Origin of the sequence: Caulobacter sp. S45 (assembly GCF_903642205.1) — a bacterium.
GTDB lineage: Bacteria > Pseudomonadota > Alphaproteobacteria > Caulobacterales > Caulobacteraceae > CAHJWH01.
On record NZ_CAHJWH010000058.1, the window covers coordinates 1 to 16,358 of the forward strand.

Sequence of the window (16,358 nt, forward strand, 5' to 3'; positions counted from 1 at the left end):
TCCACATCGCCCCGCTTTGAAACGGGGCTGAGCGTGCTTGAAGCCGAACTCAGAGCCGAACAAGCACTTGCTCTCGGACGTTTAGGCCGCGATCTGGAAGCAAGCCTTCTGGCCCTATCCGATTCAGATGCTCATAGCGGTTCTAGGGAAACTCTCGTGAAAGCTGCGGCGGGCGCTGTCTGGCGTTACTTTGTCCAGCGGGAAGTCTGCGGTTTATTCGAGCACGAGCAGGCAATCACATACTACGCGATCCCGCCAGAAGTTCTCGCTCGGGTCGGGGCCGCTGATTAGCTCCGTCCGCATTGGGTCGAAGTCTGCCGCCACCTTTTATCCCACAAGCGGACACGAGGGCGCCGCCATGTTCGGGACGGTCAGAGCGGCATCGCGTCGTCTCCCGCGTGGCCGCACTTTGCAGTGGGTCCAAGGCTAAGGACGGGTGCGAGTGGAAAGACATCGGGACGAAATGTGCGCAAACTCGGCGACCGGAGGGCGCCAAAGAGATTGCCGCAATCAGGCGCACCACCGACCCGCAAAGACCAACTCGAGTACGCCGTAACATGGGCATCGTAGGTCCACACTCGTCCAGGTCCTGAGAGCGGCGGAGGAAAACCCCTCTGCAGGACCCGCCCCGGCGGGGGCGCGTAGGCGTACCCGGTCTTTCTCATGCGCGTTCAACCCACGCGGGGGCGGCTCCAGACCGACGAAGCCGCGGCTCGAGGCCAGCGCGGCGGGACTCGTTGAGGAACGCGGCTCCAGGCGGTCGCCCGCGACTCCGGTCAGCCGCTCCTCACCCCTCCTGCAGCCCGTACGCTGCGTGCAACGCGCGCACCGCCAGCTCGGTATACGCCGCGTCGATCAGCACGCTGATCTTGATCTCCGAGGTGGAGATCACCTGGATGTTCACGCCGCGCTCGGCCAGCGCCGTGAACATGGTCTTGGCGACGCCGGCGTGGCTGCGCATGCCCACCCCCACCACCGAGACCTTGGCTACGTTCTCGTCGCAGGCCAGCTCCTCGAAGCCGACCTCGCCCTGGAGCGCCCGGATGATCTCCTGAGTCCGCAAGGCGTCGCGCCTGCCCACCGTGAACTCCATGTTCGCGGTGCCCGCCGCGCTGCGGGCGTGGGACTGGACGATCATGTCCACGTTCACGTTGGCGTCGGCGAGCCCTGAGAAGATCTTCGACGACACGCCCGGGTGGTCGGGCACGCCGTACAGGGTGATCTTGGCCTCGTCGCGGCTGAAGGCGACCCCGCTGACGATGCGCTTCTCCACGATCTCCTCCTCCGCACAGACAATGGTGCCGGTCTTGTCGGGGTCGGCCTCCCCCGGTTCGGTGAAGCTGGAGAGGACGCGCACCGGCACCCGGTGCGCCATGGCCATCTCCACCGAGCGCGTCTGCAGCACCTTGGCGCCCAGCGAGGCCATCTCCAGCATCTCCTCGTAGCTGATCTTGGGGATGCGGCGGGCGCGCTGTTCGATACGCGGGTCGGTGGTGTAGACCCCGTCCACGTCGGTGTAGATGTCGCAGCGCACCGCCTGCAGCGCCGCGGCAATGGCGACGGCGGAGGTGTCCGAGCCGCCCCGCCCGAGCGTGGTGATGCGGCCGTCTCGCGTCACCCCCTGGAAGCCCGCGATCACCGCGATCTGGCCGGCGTCCAGGCTCGCGGACAACTGCTCGGGCGGGATGTCCTCGATCCTCGCCGAGCCGTGGGTGTCGTCGGTGAGGATCGGCGCCTGCCAGCCCATCCAGGAGCGCGCGTCCAACCCGTCGTGGCGCAGCACTCGCGCCAGGAGGCCCGCGGTCACCTGCTCGCCGGAGGCCACCACCGCGTCGTACTCGTCGTCGCTGGCGGCCAGGCCCGGGGCCGCCCCGCCGGCGGCGTCGATCCAGGCCACCAGTTCGTTGGTCCGGCCGCTCATGGCGGAGACCACCACGGCGATGGCGTGCCCGCTGCGCGCCTCGGCCGCCACCAGGCGCGCGACACGGCGGATGCGCTCCAGGTCGGCGACCGAGGTGCCGCCGAACTTCATCACCAGACGCGAAGCCATGCCGCCCGTTCAAACCCCATCGCGCGCCCGGACCGTGCCGGGCCTTGCCCGCGCAGGGTCGCAAGGGCATCTGACCGCCAAGCGCGTCCTTAGCGGCGTGTGCGCCCCGTCGCAACGCCGAAGGACCCCCGCCCCAGATGCCCCTCGCCCCAGGCGCCGCTCCGCATCCCTCGTCGGTCGACGCCGACGAGGTGGAGAAGTTCTCCCGCATCGCCGCCCAGTGGTGGGACCCGCGGGGCAAGTTCGCCCCCCTGCACAAGTTCAATCCCGTGCGGCTGGGCTTCATCCGCGACCAGGCCGCCGCCCGCTTAGGTCGCGACGCGAGGGCGCCGTTGCCATTCGAGGGCCTGCGCCTGCTCGACATCGGCTGCGGCGGCGGCCTGCTGGCCGAGCCCATGGCGCGACTGGGCTTCGCCGTGACGGGGGTGGACGCGTCGGCCAAGAACGTCGGCGTCGCGTCCGCCCACGCCGGACAGTCCGGCCTGCAGATCGACTACCGAAACATGACCGTGGAAGAGTTGCTGGTCGAGGATGCAGGCGGCTACGACGTGGTGCTGAACATGGAGGTGGTGGAGCACGTCACCGACCCCGGCCGGTTCCTGCGCGACGCCTCGCGCCTGGTGAAGCCCGGCGGGCTGATGGTCGTGGCCACGTTGAACCGCACGCTGAAGGCGCTCGCCACCGCCAAGATCGGGGCGGAATACATCCTCGGCTGGCTGCCCCGCGGCGCCCATGACTGGCGCAAGTTCCTGACGCCGGACGAGGTGCGCCTGTTCCTCTCCTCGGAGCCCGTGGCGGTGCAGGGTCCCTTCGGCGTGGCCTACAGCCCGCTGGCCGACCGGTGGTCGCTGAGCCAGGACACCAGCGTCAACTACATGATGACTGTGGAGCGCGCGTGAGACTCGCGTTTGTGTCAGCGATGATGCTGTTGATGGCGCAAGGACTCGACGCGAACGCCCAGCCCGCCTCTCCTGTGCTGCCCGGCTATTGGGAGAGCTCGGAGCAGTATTCGTTGGCGCTTCTGTCCGGAGCCAGTCACGCCCGCAAATGCCTGACCCAGGCGCAGGTGGCGCAGTTCGTCAGCTCTCCCCAAACCAGTCACTATCAATGCAGCTACAAGAGCCGGAAGGTGGAGGGTGGCCGGGCGGATTTCCGGGACGGCTCCTGTTACTCTCATAGGGGTCGGCTGGTGCTCTCCAAGGTGGAAGTCGACGGCCGGTATGCGCCGGAGACCTTCCACCTCGACTTCCACTTCAAGTTCATGGTCTCGCCCACGGCCGGCCTGCCGGGAAGCGCCTCCATCGATGCGCATCGCCTCGGCGCCGAGTGCCCGGTCGAGCCGACGGCCGGAAGGTGATCAATCCTTCCGCCTCCGCCTCCGCCTCCCCTCATCCCGGCGCATGCCAGGACCCAGGTCGTGAAGATGGCCCTTGCCGGATATGAGCAGCGAGCCTTCCGGAGACAGCGCCCATGATCTGAGTCCCGGCATTCGCCGGGTTGGGCGGGTGAAAGGAGCCGGTCCGAGCTGAAACGGTCAAACGCTGACGGCGGTCTCCGCCGCAAAGGCGGCATAGACGTTGCTGACGCCGGTCCGCAGGTCGATCTTCGGCGTCCATCCCAGCGCCCGCAAGCGATCGGCGCTCATCAGCTTCCTCGGCGTGCCGTCTGGCTTGGAGGTGTCGCGCTTGATCTCGCCCCGGAACCCGACGACCTCCGATACAAGCCAGGCCAAGTCGTAGATGGCGATGTCCTCGCCCGAGCCGACGTTCACGTGTTCGGCATCGCTGTACACCTTCATCAGGTGGACGCAGGCGTCGGCGCAGTCCTCGGAGTGCAGAAACTCGCGCCTGGGCGCCCCCGTGCCCCAGATGGTGAAGCTGCCCGCGTCGGAGACCTTCGCCTCGTGCGCCTTGCGGATCAGAGCCGGCAGGACGTGGGAGCTGTTGAGGTCGAAATTGTCGCCGGGGCCGTAGAGGTTGGTCGGCATGGCGCTGATCACGTCGAAATCGTGCTGGCGGCGATAGGCCTGGCCGAGCCGGATGCCCGCGATCTTGGCGATGGCGTACCACTCGTTGGTAGGCTCCAGCGGCCCGGTGAGCAGCGCGTCCTCCGTGATCGGCTGGGGCGCGAACTTGGGGTAGATGCAGCTTGAGCCCAGCAGCATCAGCTTGCCCACGCCAGATCGGAACGCCGACTCTACGATGTTGGCCTGAATCATCAGGTTGTCATAGAGGAAGTCCGCCGGATAGCTGTCGTTGGCCAGGATTCCGCCCACCTTGGCCGCCGCCACGAAGATGGCGTCCGGCCGCACCCGGCCCATCCAGGCCTCGACCTCGGCCTGGCGCTTCAGGTCCACGTCCGCTCGCCTGGCGGTGAGGATCTCGCAGCCTTCGCGCTGCAGCCGGCGCGCCAGCGCCTGGCCCACCATGCCGCGATGCCCGGCCACCCAGACCCGCTTGCCGCTCAGCGGGTAGATCACCTCGGGAGAGGCTGAGGACACGTCAGTCGGCATTGCGGCGCTGTTCCCGGGCGACGGTGATCAGGTCGGCCTGCACCATCTCTTCGCAGAGCGCCTGCCACCTGGTCTCATGCACCCAGCCGAGCTTCGCCCTGGCCTTGGCGGGATCGCCGATCAGCAGCTCCACCTCCGTTGGCCGGAAGTAGCGCGGGTCGACCTCGACATAGACGCGCCCGGTCTTGGTGCAGGCGCCCTTCTCATCTACGCCAGTCCCGGTCCAGGCCAGCTCGATGCCCACCTGGGCGAAGGCGTGGGCCACGAAGTCGCGCACGAGCGTGGTCTCGCCAGTGGCCAGCACGTAGTCATCACCGTGATCCTGCTGGGTCATCAGCCACATGCCGCGGACGTACTCGCGGGCATGGCCCCAATCGCGCCGGGCGTCCAGATTGCCCAGGAACAGCTTGTCCTGGAAGCCCATCCTAATCGCCGCCACCGCCCGGGTGATCTTGCGCGTGACGAAGGTCTCGCCCCTGAGCGGGCTTTCATGGTTGAACAGGATGCCGTTGGAGGCATGCATGCCGTAGGCCTCGCGGTAGTTCACCGTGATCCAGTAGGCGTACAGTTTCGCCGCGGCGTACGGGCTGCGCGGGTAAAAGGGCGTGGTCTCGCGCTGAGGCACCTCCTGCACCAGGCCGTACAGCTCCGAGGTCGAAGCCTGATAGAAGCGCGCGGTCTTCTCCAGCCCCGTGATACGGAGGGCCTCTAGCAGGCGCAGCGCGCCGATCCCGTCGGCGTTGGCGGTGTATTCCGGCGTCTCGAAGCTCACCGCCACGTGGCTCTGGGCGGCGAGATTATAGACCTCGTCCGGCTGCACCTGCTGGATGATGCGGATGAGGTTGGTGCTGTCGGTCATGTCGCCGTAGTGCAGCACGAAGCGCTGATCCGGCTCGTGAGGGTCCTGGTAGAGGTGCTCCACGCGGGCGGTGTTGAAGGAAGAGGATCGGCGCTTCAGGCCATGGACCACGTAGCCCTTCGACAGCAGCAGCTCCGACAGGTAGGCGCCATCCTGACCGGTGGCGCCTGTGAGAAGCGCGACCTTATTCCGAGTACCGTCCACCAAGCAGGCTCCCGTGACGCCGAACAGGCGAAAGCCCGGCCGGCTTAGCAGGCTCCACCGATACTCACGAGGTAAAAGCCGCCGTGCTGCGATGCCGCAGGACGGTCCTGAACACTGCTCCGTCAACCTGCAACGGCGACGAATGGGACGTTCGTGCGGCCAAAGGCCATGTAGAGACAGGGTGGCTTCCACCCAGCGCGCCTCTTACGACCCGCGTCCGGCGCTCGCCGGGATCGGCCGCCTGAAGCAATGCGCAAGAAAGGGTGCGCTTTCAGCCCGAAAACGGCGGAACTGTCGCCGCAAACCAAGCGTCTAAGTCGGGCTCTCCCCTGCAGGCGGACCCGTGATGCCCTACGCAATGCCAGACCCCGACATGTCCACCCATCGGAGCGGCGAGCCTCGCCTGGCTGGCCAGCCGCAGGTTCCACTCATCAACGATCCGCACGCGCCGGAGGTGTTCACCACGGGGTGCTGCGGCCTCTCCATCGGCCCGGGCACGGTCACCGTGACCTTCGAGTCCGCCCGCTGCGACCACTCGGATCCGACCTGCCCGATACAGCGGGTGGTGGTGAACCGGATGGTCATGCCGATCCAGGCGGCTCAGGCGCTTGTGCTACAGCTGAACGACGCGCTCCAGCGCAGCGGCCTCAGTCCGAGCAGGGCCGTCACCGCTGGGATGGCGCAACAGTAGCTCCGCCCTCCCGGTCAGAGCCAGGGCGAGGTCAGGCCACCTTCACACGGAGCGCCGACTCCGGCAGGTCCGTCCCGAACGCCCGCTGGTAGAACTCCGCCACCGTCGGCCGCTCCAGTTCGTCGCACTTGTTCAGGAAGGTGAGGCGGAAGCCGAGGCCAACGTCGCCGAAGATCGTCGCATTCTGAGCCCAGGTAATCACCGTGCGGGGGCTCATGACGGTCGAAATATCGCCGTTCATGAAGGCATTTCGGGTCATGTCCGCCACCCGCACCATAGCGTTTATGGTGCGCTTTCCTTCCGCGGAGTCGTAGCCCGGCGACTTGGCCAGCACGATGCCGACCTCCACGTCCTGGGCCAGGTAGTTCAGGGTGGTGACGATCGACCAGCGGTCCATCTGTCCCTGGTTGATCTGCTGGGTGCCGTGGTACAGCCCCGTGGTGTCGCCGAGGCCGATGGTGTTGGTGGTGGCGAACAGGCGGAAGTAGGGGTTCGGCCGGATCACCCGGTTCTGGTCGAGCAGGGTCAGCCGGCCCTGCGCCTCCAGCACACGCTGGATCACGAACATCACGTCAGGCCGCCCGGCGTCGTACTCGTCGAACACGAGCGCGATGGGCCGCTGGATGGCCCAGGGCAACATGCCCTCGCGGAACTCGGTGACCTGCTGGCCGTCCTTGAGGACGATGGCGTCCTTGCCGACCAGGTCGATTCTGCTGACGTGGGCGTCCAGGTTCACCCGCACCAGCGGCCAGTTCAGCCGCGCCGCCACCTGCTCGATGTGGGTCGACTTGCCGGTGCCGTGATAGCCCTGCACCATCACCCGCCGGTCATGGGCGAAGCCGGCGCAGAGCGCGATCGTGGTCTGAGGGTCGAAGCGGTAGTTCGGGTCCAGCTCCGGCACGTGCGGGTCGCCAGCGCTGAAGGCCGGGACCTTCATGTCGCTGTCCACGCCGAAGGCCTCGCGCACGGTGACCATCCGGTCGGGCGCCGAGCTGAGCAGCTTGTCTTCGAGGGCGATGTCTAGGGCCATGTCGCGGTCTGTCTAAGGGAGGCGGTCGGCTTAGGAAAGCCTGACCGCGCAAGTGGGAACCCCTGCGCGTCAGACCAGCTTGGCCGCCTTCAGGGTCTTGTAAGCACGCAGGACCCGTCCGAGTTTCTGCTCGGTGGAGCGATCGCCGCCGTTGGAATCCGGATGGAAGCGCTTGACCAGCTCCAGGTAGCGCACCCGCACGGCCGCCTTGTCGGCCATCTCGTCCAGGTCCATCTCCTCCAGCGCCCGCCGCTCCAGCTTTCCGACCTGGCGAGTGGCGGGCTTGGCGGCGCGCTGCGCCTCCACGCTGCCGAACACGCCCAGCGGATCGGCATAGGCCCCCGCCCCCTTGCCGCCTGCGCCACCGCCCATCTTAGCGGCGAACGAGGCCGCCTCACGCGACATTCGGGAAGCCTTGAACTCCCAGGTCGGGCGCTCGCCGGTGAGGCGCGCGGCCTGGGCCTTGGCCACCTCGCCCTCGCTCATGCCGGCGAAGAAGTCCCAGTTGCGATTGTACTCGGCCGCGTGCGACTGGCAGAACCAGTAGTGCTCGTTCATCATCTCGCGGGACTTGGGCGCCCGCGCGCTCGCCGCCACGCGGCAGCCCGGCCACTCGCAGGGCCGCTCCCCTGGCTTCAGGGCGTGCACGTCCTCCTCGGGCGAGGCTTCGCCGTCCTTCTTGGGAGGGCGGACGCGCATGTCCACGAACTTGGGGCGGTATTGAAAGTCGCCACTCATACGATGAGTATGCGGCGGAAGTTTTCCTGATCAAGGATTGACGGAGCGGATATGGCGCGCGTGGCCGAGGTGATGCGGGAAAAGCTGGAGGCTGCCTTCGCCCCGGAGCGGCTGGACGTGGTCGACGACAGCGACAAGCACGCGGGCCATGCGGGCTCTCACGGCAGCGGCGAGAGCCACTTCACCATCAAGATCACCGCGGAGGGCTTTCGCGGCGTCGGGCGGCTGCAGCGCCAGCGGCAGGTCTATGCAGCCCTGAAGGAGGAGCTGGCGGGGCCGGTCCACGCCCTGTCCCTCCAGGCGAGCGCGCCGGGGGAATGAGCGTCGCCGCGCGTCCACAAGCTCTTATCCTTCCCTGCGAAGCGGGGGAGGTGGCGCGGGCCGCAAGGCCCGTGACGGAGGGGGCGGCCCGGGCGCGATGGTGGGATGCAGCCCCCTCCACCACGCTACGCGTAGTCCCCCTCCCCCGCTTCGCGGAGGAGGATGAAGGCCGCGACTTCCGCCCCGGGCGCCCCCACGCCCCGGTTGGCGCTATGGAATGTTCATGACACGTCGCCGATTCGCACCCCTGCTGCTCACCGCCGCGCTGGGCCTCGGCGGCGCGGCGCAGGCGCGGCCGTTTACCGCGCGCGACCTCGTCAGCCTGGACAGGGTGAGCGATCCGCACGTCTCGCCGGACGGGCGCGCCATCGCCTACGACGTGCGCTCCACCGACCTGGCCGCGAACACGGGCGTGCACGCGGTCTGGCTGCTTCAGGCTGGCCAGCCCCGCAAGCTCACCGGCGACGCCACCAGCCCGCGCTGGTCGGCCGACGGTAAGGCGCTCTTCGTGCTGTCCGGCCGCTCGGGCTCGGACCAGGTGTGGCGAGTGGGTCTGGACGGTGGAGCGCCGATGCAAGTCACGCACCTGCCGTTGGACGTGGGCGCCTTCCGCGTGTCGCCGGACGGCCGCACCCTGGTGGTCTCCATGGCCGTGTTCCCGGACTGCGAGACGCCGGCCTGCACCGCCCAGCGGGTCGCTGGACGCAAGGCCGACAAGGCTTCCGGACAGGTGTTCGACCACCTGTTCGTGCGCCACTGGGACACCTGGGCCGACGGCACGCGCAACCACCTGTTCGCCGTGCGGCTGGACGGCGGAGGCGACACGGCTGTCCCGCTGATGGCGCACTTCGACGGCGACACGCCCTCCAAGCCCTTCGGCGGTGACGAGGACTTCGCCCTCTCGCCGGACGGGAGGACCGTCTTCTTCTCAGCCCGCACCGCCGGGCGGACGGAGCCGTGGAGCACCAACTTCGACATCTGGCGCGCGCCGGTGGACGGGTCCGCGCCGCCTGTGGACCTCACCGCCGCCAACCCGGCCTGGGACGCTGAGCCCGTCGTCTCTGCCGACGGCCGCAGCCTCGCTTATCGCGCCCAGACCCGGCCGGGCTTCGAGTCCGATCGCTTTGGCGTCTGGGTCATGGACTTGGTGACTGGGCGCACCCGCGAGGTGGCCCCGCACTGGGACCGATCCGCGGGCCACCTCGCCTGGAGCCCCGACGGGACGAGCCTGATCGTCACGGCCGACGACGAAGGGAGCGGCAAGCTGTTCCGGCTGGCCATCGCCACGGGCGCGGTGCAGCCGCTCACCAACCACGGCCATGTGGGCGACTACGACGTGGGCCCGCAGGGCGCGGTCTACACCGCCGACGCGTTCGACCGCCCGGCCGACCTCTGGGCCATGGCGCCCGGTCAGCCGGCGCGCCAGCTTACCCATGCGAACGCCGAACGGCTGGCCGACACGTCGCTCAGCCCCGGCGAGCTCTTCACCTTTGCCGGCTGGAACGGCGAGACGGTGCACGGCTACCTCTTCAAACCGACAGGCTACCAGCCCGGCGCCAAGTACCCCGTGGCCTTCCTGATTCATGGCGGCCCGCAGGGGTCCTGGGACGACGACTGGAGCTATCGCTGGAACCCGCAGACCTATGCGGGGCTGGGCTATGGCGTGGTGGTGGTCGACTTCCACGGCTCCACCGGCTACGGCCAGGCCTTCACCGACGCCATCTCCGGCCACTGGGGCGACCGCCCGCTGGAGGACCTGCAGAAGGGCTGGGCGGCGTCGCTGGCCAAGGCGCCCTGGCTGGACGGCGACCGCGCCTGTGCGCTGGGCGCCAGCTACGGCGGCTTCATGATCGACTGGATGGCGGGGGTCTGGAACACGCCTTGGAAGTGCCTGGTGGTACACGACGGCGTCTTCGACACCCGCATGATGGGCTACGAGACCGAGGAGCAGTGGTTCAGCGAATGGGAGAACGGCGGCGGCGGCATGCCCTGGCGGAACCCCCAGGGATTCGAGCGCTTCAACCCCGTCGACCATGTGGCGCAGTGGACCAAGCCGATCCTGGTGATCCACAGCGCCAAGGACTACCGCATCCCGCTCGACCAGGGCCTCGCCGCCTTCACCGCCGCGCAGTCGCGCGACCTGCCGAGTGAGTTCCTGACCTTCCCCGACGAGAACCACTGGGTGCTGAAGCCGGCGAATTCATTGCAGTGGCACGCCACGGTGGAGGCGTGGCTTAAGCGCTGGACGGGGGGCTAGGAGAAGCAGGTCGACGCGTGGGCATCGGCCATCATCCTCCCCTGCGCAGCGGGGGAGGGGGACCACGCGGCACGCGGGGTGGAGGGGGCTTGTAGGGCGCCGAAATCTCCGCCGGAGCGGCCAGCGAGCCCCCCTCACCAGGCTTCGCCTGGTCCCCTCCCCCCGCTGCGCAGGGGGAGATCAGAAGCCAAGGCTTGGAAATCCGCGGGCCAAGGCGCCTCCATGCGCATCTCCCCACCCTCAGGATGAGGAAACTGCAAGGCCGCGGCGTGCAGCATCAGCCGGCCCACCGCCCGGCCGCCGAGCGTCAGCCCGCCACCGTAGCGGGCGTCGCCCAGGATCGGGGAGCCCAGGTGCGCCATGTGCACCCTGAGCTGGTGCATGCGCCCGGTCTGCGGCTTCAGCTCCACGAGCGAGGCGCCGTCGCCCTGGGCCAGTACGCGGAAGCGGGTCAGGGCCGCCTCGGCGTCCGGATGCTCTGGCGCGCAGACGCGCATGTAGGCCTCGCGCCCGATCTCCTCGCGGCGGAGCGGGACGTCCACGACGCCCTGCTCCGGCAGCGCGCCTCCAACCAGGGCGACGTAGGTCTTCACGAACCTGCGCGCCATCATGGCCTTGCCGAGAAAGGCCGCCGCCGGCTTGGTGCGGGCGGTGAGGATCACGCCGGAGGTGTCGCGGTCCAGGCGGTGGATGAGCCGGGGCCGCGCACCGCCCGGTCTTGCGAACGCCCACAGCAGCTCGTCCAGGGTGTTGACCTGCGCCCGGCCGCCCTGGCTCGACAGCCCCGGCGGCTTGTTCAGGACCAGGATAGCCGGGTCCTCATGGATGACCAGGCTACGGACGAAGGCGATCTCCTGCGGCGTCAGCTGGACGGGCGCTGCAGGCTTCGAGACAGGCGCTCTACGAGCGCCTTCCTCAGCATGACGAAACTTTGTGCGTGCCGCGCCCTTCGTCATCGTGAGGAGCCTCCGTCAGCAGGCGTCTGGAAAGACGCACTCCCCTCGCTGCTGCGCTCCCGCCGCAGTTCCGCCCAGTGTTCCAGGCGGGCCTTGATCTTGGCCTCCGCCCCCTCGCCTCTCGGCGTGTAGAAACGCAGGCGCTCCATGCCTTCGGGGAAGTAGTTCTGGCCGGAAAAGCCCTCCGGCGCGTCGTGGTCGTAGGCGTAGCCCTGGCCATAGCCGAGGCTGCGCATCAGCTGGGTGGGCGCGTTGCGGATGTGGGGCGGCGGCATGAGCGAGCCCGTCTCCTTCGCCGCGCGACGGGCGGCGCCCAACGCCTTGTAGACCGCGTTGGACTTGGGCGCGGTAGCCAGGTGCACCACGGTCTGGGCCAGGCCGATCTCGCCCTCCGGCGAGCCCAGGAAGTCGTAGGCGTCCTTGGCGGCGGTGGCGACGAGCAGGGAGAGCGGGTCCGCCTCTCCCACGTCCTCCATGGCGGCGCGGATCAGGCGGCGGGCGATGAACAGCGGCTCCTCGCCGCCCTCCAGCATCCGCGCCAGCCAGTAGAGGGCTGCATCCGGGTCTGAACCGCGGATCGATTTATGCAGGGCCGATATGATGTTGTAGTGCTCTTCTCGATCCTTGTCGTAGGCGGGGCTGCGGCGCTGGAGCACGACCGCCAGACCGGCCGGGTCGAGCGGCTCGGACCCGGCGATGGCGAACAGCGCCTCGGCCAGGGTCAGCACGTAGCGGCCATCGCCATCCGACATGGCGAGCAGCGCCTCCCGCGCGGCGGGAGTGACCGGCAGCGGCCGGCCCTCGAAAGCCTCGGCGCGGGTCAGCAGGGTCTCCAGCGCCGCATCGTCCAGCCGTTTCAGCACATAGACCTGGCAGCGCGACAGCAGCGCGCCGTTCAGCTCGAAGGACGGGTTCTCGGTGGTGGCGCCGACCAGGGTGACGATCCCCTCCTCCACATACGGCAGGAAGCCGTCCTGCTGCGCGCGGTTGAAGCGGTGGATCTCGTCCACGAACAGGAGCGTGGACTGGCCGGCGGACCGGCGCGTGCGGGCGGTTTCGAACGCCTTCTTCAGGTCGGCGACGCCGGAGAAGACCGCCGACAGCTGCTGGAACTGGTAGCCCGCCGTATCGGCCAGCAGCCGCGCCAGGGTGGTCTTGCCGACGCCCGGCGGCCCCCAAAGGATCATGGACGAGAGCCGGCGCGCCGCCGTCATCCGCCCGATCGGCCCCTCGGGTCCCAGCAGGTGGTCCTGCCCCACGACCTCGGCCAGGCTGGCCGGGCGAAGCCGGTCGGCGAGCGGGCGCGGCGCGGAGGGCGTCAGTCCCGCAGCTTCGAAGAGATCGGCCATGGCCGCAAGCTAACGACGCAGCGGCTCCGGGAACAGGCCCCGTCACGAGCAGCCCGTGGAGGCTGGGATTTCAGCCGTGGCCGACGGCGATCAGGGGCGGTGTCTGCGCCAGGGAGGCGGAGGGCTCGAGCGCGGCTGAGGCGTGGGAGCTCAGGCGGCGGCGACCTACAGGAGGGCGGCGTGGCGGTGTAGAGGGTGAGGTCCGTGCCGCCCGCGCCGGCTTTTAGAACCGTCCGAGCCGCGCCCCCGCCGACCCCGGCCTGGCCGAGATCAACGGGGAGGCAGCCTGATCTGAAGGCGCCCAGGTCGTGACGCCGATCAGCCGGGTCTCAGCTCGCCGTCCTGGCCTCGGGTGGGCGACGCCGGCCGACCCTCCCGTTCCTCTGCCCGCAGGATCTCAGAAGTAGTATTTCAGGCCCAGCGTCGCGGCCTGGACGTGCGACCGGGTGAGGGCGGAGTAGCCGGGGCTGTTGAACGAGCCCGGCCTGTCATAGTCCGGCGACTGCAGGTAGCGGTAGGCGATGTCGAAGGCCAGGTGCTGGCCCGTGTGGATCTCCACCCCGGCCTTGGCCTGCCACAGGAACCCGCTCTTGTTGTCGTCATAGCTGAAGGCCCCGTTCTGGCCGGTGAACTGGACATCGCCGTAGCCGACGCCGGGAGAGACATAGGGCTCGATCCCGATCGCCAGGGTGTGGGGCCCGATCGGCAGGCTGTAGCTCGGCACGAAGGGGAGGCTGAGCCGCAGGTTCGCCAGGCCGCCATAGGTGCGCGTGGCGCCGCCTGTCCCGAATACCGCGTTCGTCGGCGAATAGTAGAGGTTGTTGCGGGTGTAGACGCCCTCGCCCTCGATGGCCACGCCCGGGGCGAGCTTGAAGCCCGCCAGAGCGCCCCCGAACGCCTTGGTGTTCTGGGCGGCCGATTGCGACGACGCGCCGAGGCCCGTCGCCTCGATCCCGATCTTGGTAGCGCCCTGGAAGGCGGCGCCGCCCTCGACCTCCACATAACCGTTGTGGATCAGGACAGCCGGATCATACCAGTTCTGTGCGGCAGCCGGCAGGGCGGCGGCGCTCAGGGCGAGAGCCCCCAGGACAACGAAAGGCTTCATTGAAGTCTCCTAGTGAAAAGCCGCTCGCATACGGGGCTTAACATCCAGCCGATAGCTGCTGTGTCGCCCACGATTATCAAGGACCCGAAAGCCACACCCCGGCGCGGAGCGTCCGACCCGGCTGCATCCTGTGGCTGGCGTCAGCCGCTGGTCCGGATGTTCCCGTTCATGCCGGACGGGAAGAACCCGCCTGAACTGACGGCCGAAGCGTTCAGATAGACGATGTTGAGCACCTGCGCCGCCGTCCGGGAATAGGCGACGGCGTTGCTCTGGTTGGCGTCGACCACCGTGGGGCTGGTGGCGCTTCCGATCCCGTTGTCGTCCGAATTTGTCCCGTCGAGCTTCGCCCGGGCCGCGGAGATGGCGCTGGTGGCTGCGAAAGGATCGAGGGCGACGGCGCCGACATCGAGCGGTGTGGGTCCGTTGATGCCCAGATTATAGAGCGTCTGTCGCACGATGGAGGCGTGGTAGGCCTCCACCGCCAGTATGCCCGCCGCCGCCTCGAGGTAGGCCTTGCTGGTGATCAGGGTGGAGCCGCCGATATAGGCGGTGACGCCCACGTCCTCAAAGATGTAGGCGCCGAGCAGGAAGCTCTCGTCATTGGCGTAGGGATTAAAGGTGGTCCCGGCGGCCACCAGGCCCGCAGCCTGGGCCGCCTGCGAGAAGGCGCTGGTGGCGGTGGCGGAGAGATCGACCGCCGGCTGGGCGACGGCCGACGTCCCAAGCTGGGCGCGCAGGTAGGTGACGTGGTTCAGTTCGTCCTTGGCGATCTCGGTGGCCAGCCGCTGCACCACCGGGCTGGCGAACGGCACGGCCTGGCCGCCCTGTATGGTTCCCTGCGTCCCGGCGCCGCTGAGCAGGCTGGCGTCGATCGGCGTGCCGAACACGGCGTAGTGATAGAAGTTCGCCTCGAGATATTCGAGGTTGAGGGCGAAGTTCAGGACGTCCGCATCCGTCGGCGTGGTCGAGGGCGTCGTCGCCGCGACGGTGCTGGAGGAATGGCCGCCGCACGCGGACAGGGCCAGAGCCCCTGCGCCGGCCGCCATGCCGCCCGCGAGGCGGAACAGGTCGCGGCGTTCCACCCGCCGCTCCGCCCTACGGTCCATGGACTCGCGAATAAAGGTCTCGTCCATCAGAACAGCTCCCGTGATGAGGTCGTCGTTGCGTCTGGGTGGCGGTCGATCGCCTGGGGATCAGCCACTCGTGTTCACCGTGCCGTTGACGCCCGAGGGGAAGAAGCCGCCCGCTGTCACCGCTGCCGGGTTAAGGTAGACGACGTTCAGCACTTCGGCCGGCGTGCGGCCATAGGCGATGGAGGTCGTCTGATCCCCGTTGATGATGGTCGGCGTCTGCGCCGTCCCGATGCCGTTGTCGTCGCTGTTGGTGCTGTCGAGCTTGGATCGCGCCGCGGAGATGGCCGCGGTCGTGGCGAAGGGGTCCATCGTCACCGCGACCGTGCCGCCGAGCACGCCGCCGCCCGCCGTCCCCAGGGCGTACAGGGACGTCCGCAGGATGGAGGCGTGGTAGGCCTCCACCGCCAGGATGCCGGCCGCCGCCTGCAGATAGGTCTTGTTGCTGATGAGGGTGGCGGAGCCGATGTAGGCGCTCAGCCCCACATCGGTGAGCAGCGTGGCGCCGAGGAGAAAGGCCTCATCGCTCGCGTACGGGTTGAACGTCGCGCCGGCCGGTATGATACCGGCGCCCTGGGCCGCCTTGGAGAAGGCGCTGTTGGGTCCGACCGAGAGGTCGATGGCCGGTTGCGCCACTGCAGACGAGGTGAGCTGGGAGCGCAGGAACTCCACGTGCAGCCGCTCGTCCCGGGCGATCTCCGCGGCGAGGCGGGCGACCAGGGGGCTGGCGAACGGCACGGCCGGACCGCCCGTCGCGACGCCCTGCGTCCCCGTTCCGGTGACGTCGCCGGACGGGATGCCCGAGCCGTTCACTGCGAACGAGTAGTAGTTGGACTCCAGATATTCCAGGTTCAGCGCGAAGTTCAGCACGTCAGCGTCGCTGGGCGCGGCGGCCTGAGCGTCGGCCACCGCAGCGACGTCCAGGCCCGTCATGTTGAGGGCGACGGCGCCGGCCGCCAGCCCGCCGGCCAAGCGGAAGAAGCCGCGCCGCCCCTCGCGTCGCCTGGACCGCCGCTCGATCAGGGCCTCCAGCTCCGCAGCGCCGCCGAATTCGTCCGCGGTGGCAATCTCGCCCATGACTAGAGCGCGACCGGATCATGCTGATTCGGGATTCCGGTTTGGGGCGGATCATGATTCAAGATTGAGGCTGGGCGGG

Annotated in this window: 16 protein-coding genes; 6 read left to right on the forward strand and 10 right to left on the reverse strand. The window is 68.7% G+C overall.

Annotated features, from left to right (window positions below):
* Positions 1–291: DUF6665 family protein (locus HUV06_RS16010; RefSeq protein ID WP_217433714.1), on the forward strand; the 291-nt coding region annotated here is incomplete at its 5' end.
* A gap of 496 nt (positions 292–787) precedes the next feature.
* On the opposite strand, the gene HUV06_RS07815 is transcribed toward HUV06_RS16010, so the two are convergent.
* A complete protein-coding gene (locus HUV06_RS07815) occupies positions 788–2,050 on the reverse strand; it encodes an aspartate kinase (RefSeq protein ID WP_174300711.1) in 1,263 nt (420 codons plus the stop codon).
* Positions 2,051–2,187: 137 nt separating this feature from the next.
* Between HUV06_RS07815 and ubiG the strand changes: the two genes are divergently transcribed.
* Together ubiG and HUV06_RS07825 are read left to right on the forward strand one after the other, a co-directional pair.
* On the forward strand, positions 2,188–2,949 hold the full coding sequence (gene ubiG, locus HUV06_RS07820) for a bifunctional 2-polyprenyl-6-hydroxyphenol methylase/3-demethylubiquinol 3-O-methyltransferase UbiG (RefSeq protein WP_174300712.1): 762 nt from the start codon (positions 2,188–2,190) through the stop codon (positions 2,947–2,949).
* A gap of 32 nt (positions 2,950–2,981) precedes the next feature.
* Positions 2,982–3,407 (forward strand): DUF3617 family protein, encoded by a 426-nt coding sequence (locus HUV06_RS07825; protein ID WP_174300713.1) that lies wholly within the window; start codon positions 2,982–2,984, stop codon positions 3,405–3,407.
* Between the two features lie 177 nt (positions 3,408–3,584).
* On the opposite strand, the gene HUV06_RS07830 is transcribed toward HUV06_RS07825, so the two are convergent.
* The gene (locus HUV06_RS07830) at positions 3,585–4,562 is read right to left on the reverse strand and encodes a GDP-L-fucose synthase (RefSeq protein WP_174300714.1); all 978 of its coding nucleotides are present in this window, start codon (positions 4,560–4,562) and stop codon (positions 3,585–3,587) included.
* Positions 4,552–5,625, reverse strand: a complete 1,074-nt coding sequence (gmd, locus tag HUV06_RS07835) for a GDP-mannose 4,6-dehydratase (RefSeq protein WP_254600974.1) — start codon at positions 5,623–5,625, stop codon at positions 4,552–4,554. The genes HUV06_RS07830 and gmd overlap by 11 nt, the downstream gene beginning before the upstream one ends.
* A gap of 346 nt (positions 5,626–5,971) precedes the next feature.
* Here gmd and HUV06_RS07840 point away from each other — a divergent pair, with 346 nt between their 5' ends.
* A complete protein-coding gene (locus HUV06_RS07840) occupies positions 5,972–6,316 on the forward strand; it encodes a hypothetical protein (protein ID WP_174300716.1) in 345 nt (114 codons plus the stop codon).
* Between the two features lie 31 nt (positions 6,317–6,347).
* Here HUV06_RS07840 and cobS read toward each other — a convergent pair whose 3' ends face one another.
* Both cobS and HUV06_RS07850 read right to left on the reverse strand, forming a co-directional pair.
* Positions 6,348–7,346 (reverse strand): cobaltochelatase subunit CobS, encoded by a 999-nt coding sequence (cobS, locus tag HUV06_RS07845; protein ID WP_174300717.1) that lies wholly within the window; start codon positions 7,344–7,346, stop codon positions 6,348–6,350.
* Between the two features lie 69 nt (positions 7,347–7,415).
* Complete coding sequence (locus HUV06_RS07850; protein ID WP_174300718.1) at positions 7,416–8,084, reverse strand: J domain-containing protein; 669 nt, start codon at positions 8,082–8,084, stop codon at positions 7,416–7,418.
* A 51-nt stretch (positions 8,085–8,135) separates the two neighbouring features.
* Between HUV06_RS07850 and HUV06_RS07855 the strand changes: the two genes are divergently transcribed.
* Positions 8,136–8,405 (forward strand): BolA family transcriptional regulator, encoded by a 270-nt coding sequence (locus tag HUV06_RS07855; protein ID WP_174300719.1) that lies wholly within the window; start codon positions 8,136–8,138, stop codon positions 8,403–8,405.
* A 223-nt stretch (positions 8,406–8,628) separates the two neighbouring features.
* On the forward strand, positions 8,629–10,662 hold the full coding sequence (locus tag HUV06_RS07860) for a prolyl oligopeptidase family serine peptidase (protein ID WP_371811025.1): 2,034 nt from the start codon (positions 8,629–8,631) through the stop codon (positions 10,660–10,662).
* A gap of 134 nt (positions 10,663–10,796) precedes the next feature.
* On the opposite strand, the gene HUV06_RS07865 is transcribed toward HUV06_RS07860, so the two are convergent.
* From HUV06_RS07865 to HUV06_RS07885, 5 genes are all read right to left on the reverse strand, one after another.
* Positions 10,797–11,618, reverse strand: a complete 822-nt coding sequence (locus tag HUV06_RS07865) for an RluA family pseudouridine synthase (RefSeq protein ID WP_174300721.1) — start codon at positions 11,616–11,618, stop codon at positions 10,797–10,799.
* The gene (locus HUV06_RS07870; protein WP_174300722.1) at positions 11,615–12,967 is read right to left on the reverse strand and encodes a replication-associated recombination protein A; all 1,353 of its coding nucleotides are present in this window, start codon (positions 12,965–12,967) and stop codon (positions 11,615–11,617) included. Before HUV06_RS07870 ends, HUV06_RS07865 begins: the two co-directional genes overlap by 4 nt.
* A 397-nt stretch (positions 12,968–13,364) precedes the next feature.
* A complete protein-coding gene (locus HUV06_RS07875; RefSeq protein WP_174300723.1) occupies positions 13,365–14,072 on the reverse strand; it encodes an outer membrane beta-barrel protein in 708 nt (235 codons plus the stop codon).
* Between the two features lie 140 nt (positions 14,073–14,212).
* Entirely contained in the window at positions 14,213–15,205 is a 993-nt protein-coding gene (locus HUV06_RS07880; RefSeq protein ID WP_174300724.1) for a ferritin-like domain-containing protein, read from the reverse strand.
* Positions 15,206–15,265: 60 nt separating this feature from the next.
* Positions 15,266–16,279, reverse strand: a complete 1,014-nt coding sequence (locus HUV06_RS07885) for a ferritin-like domain-containing protein (protein ID WP_174300725.1) — start codon at positions 16,277–16,279, stop codon at positions 15,266–15,268.
* Between the last annotated feature and the right edge of the window lie 79 nt (positions 16,280–16,358).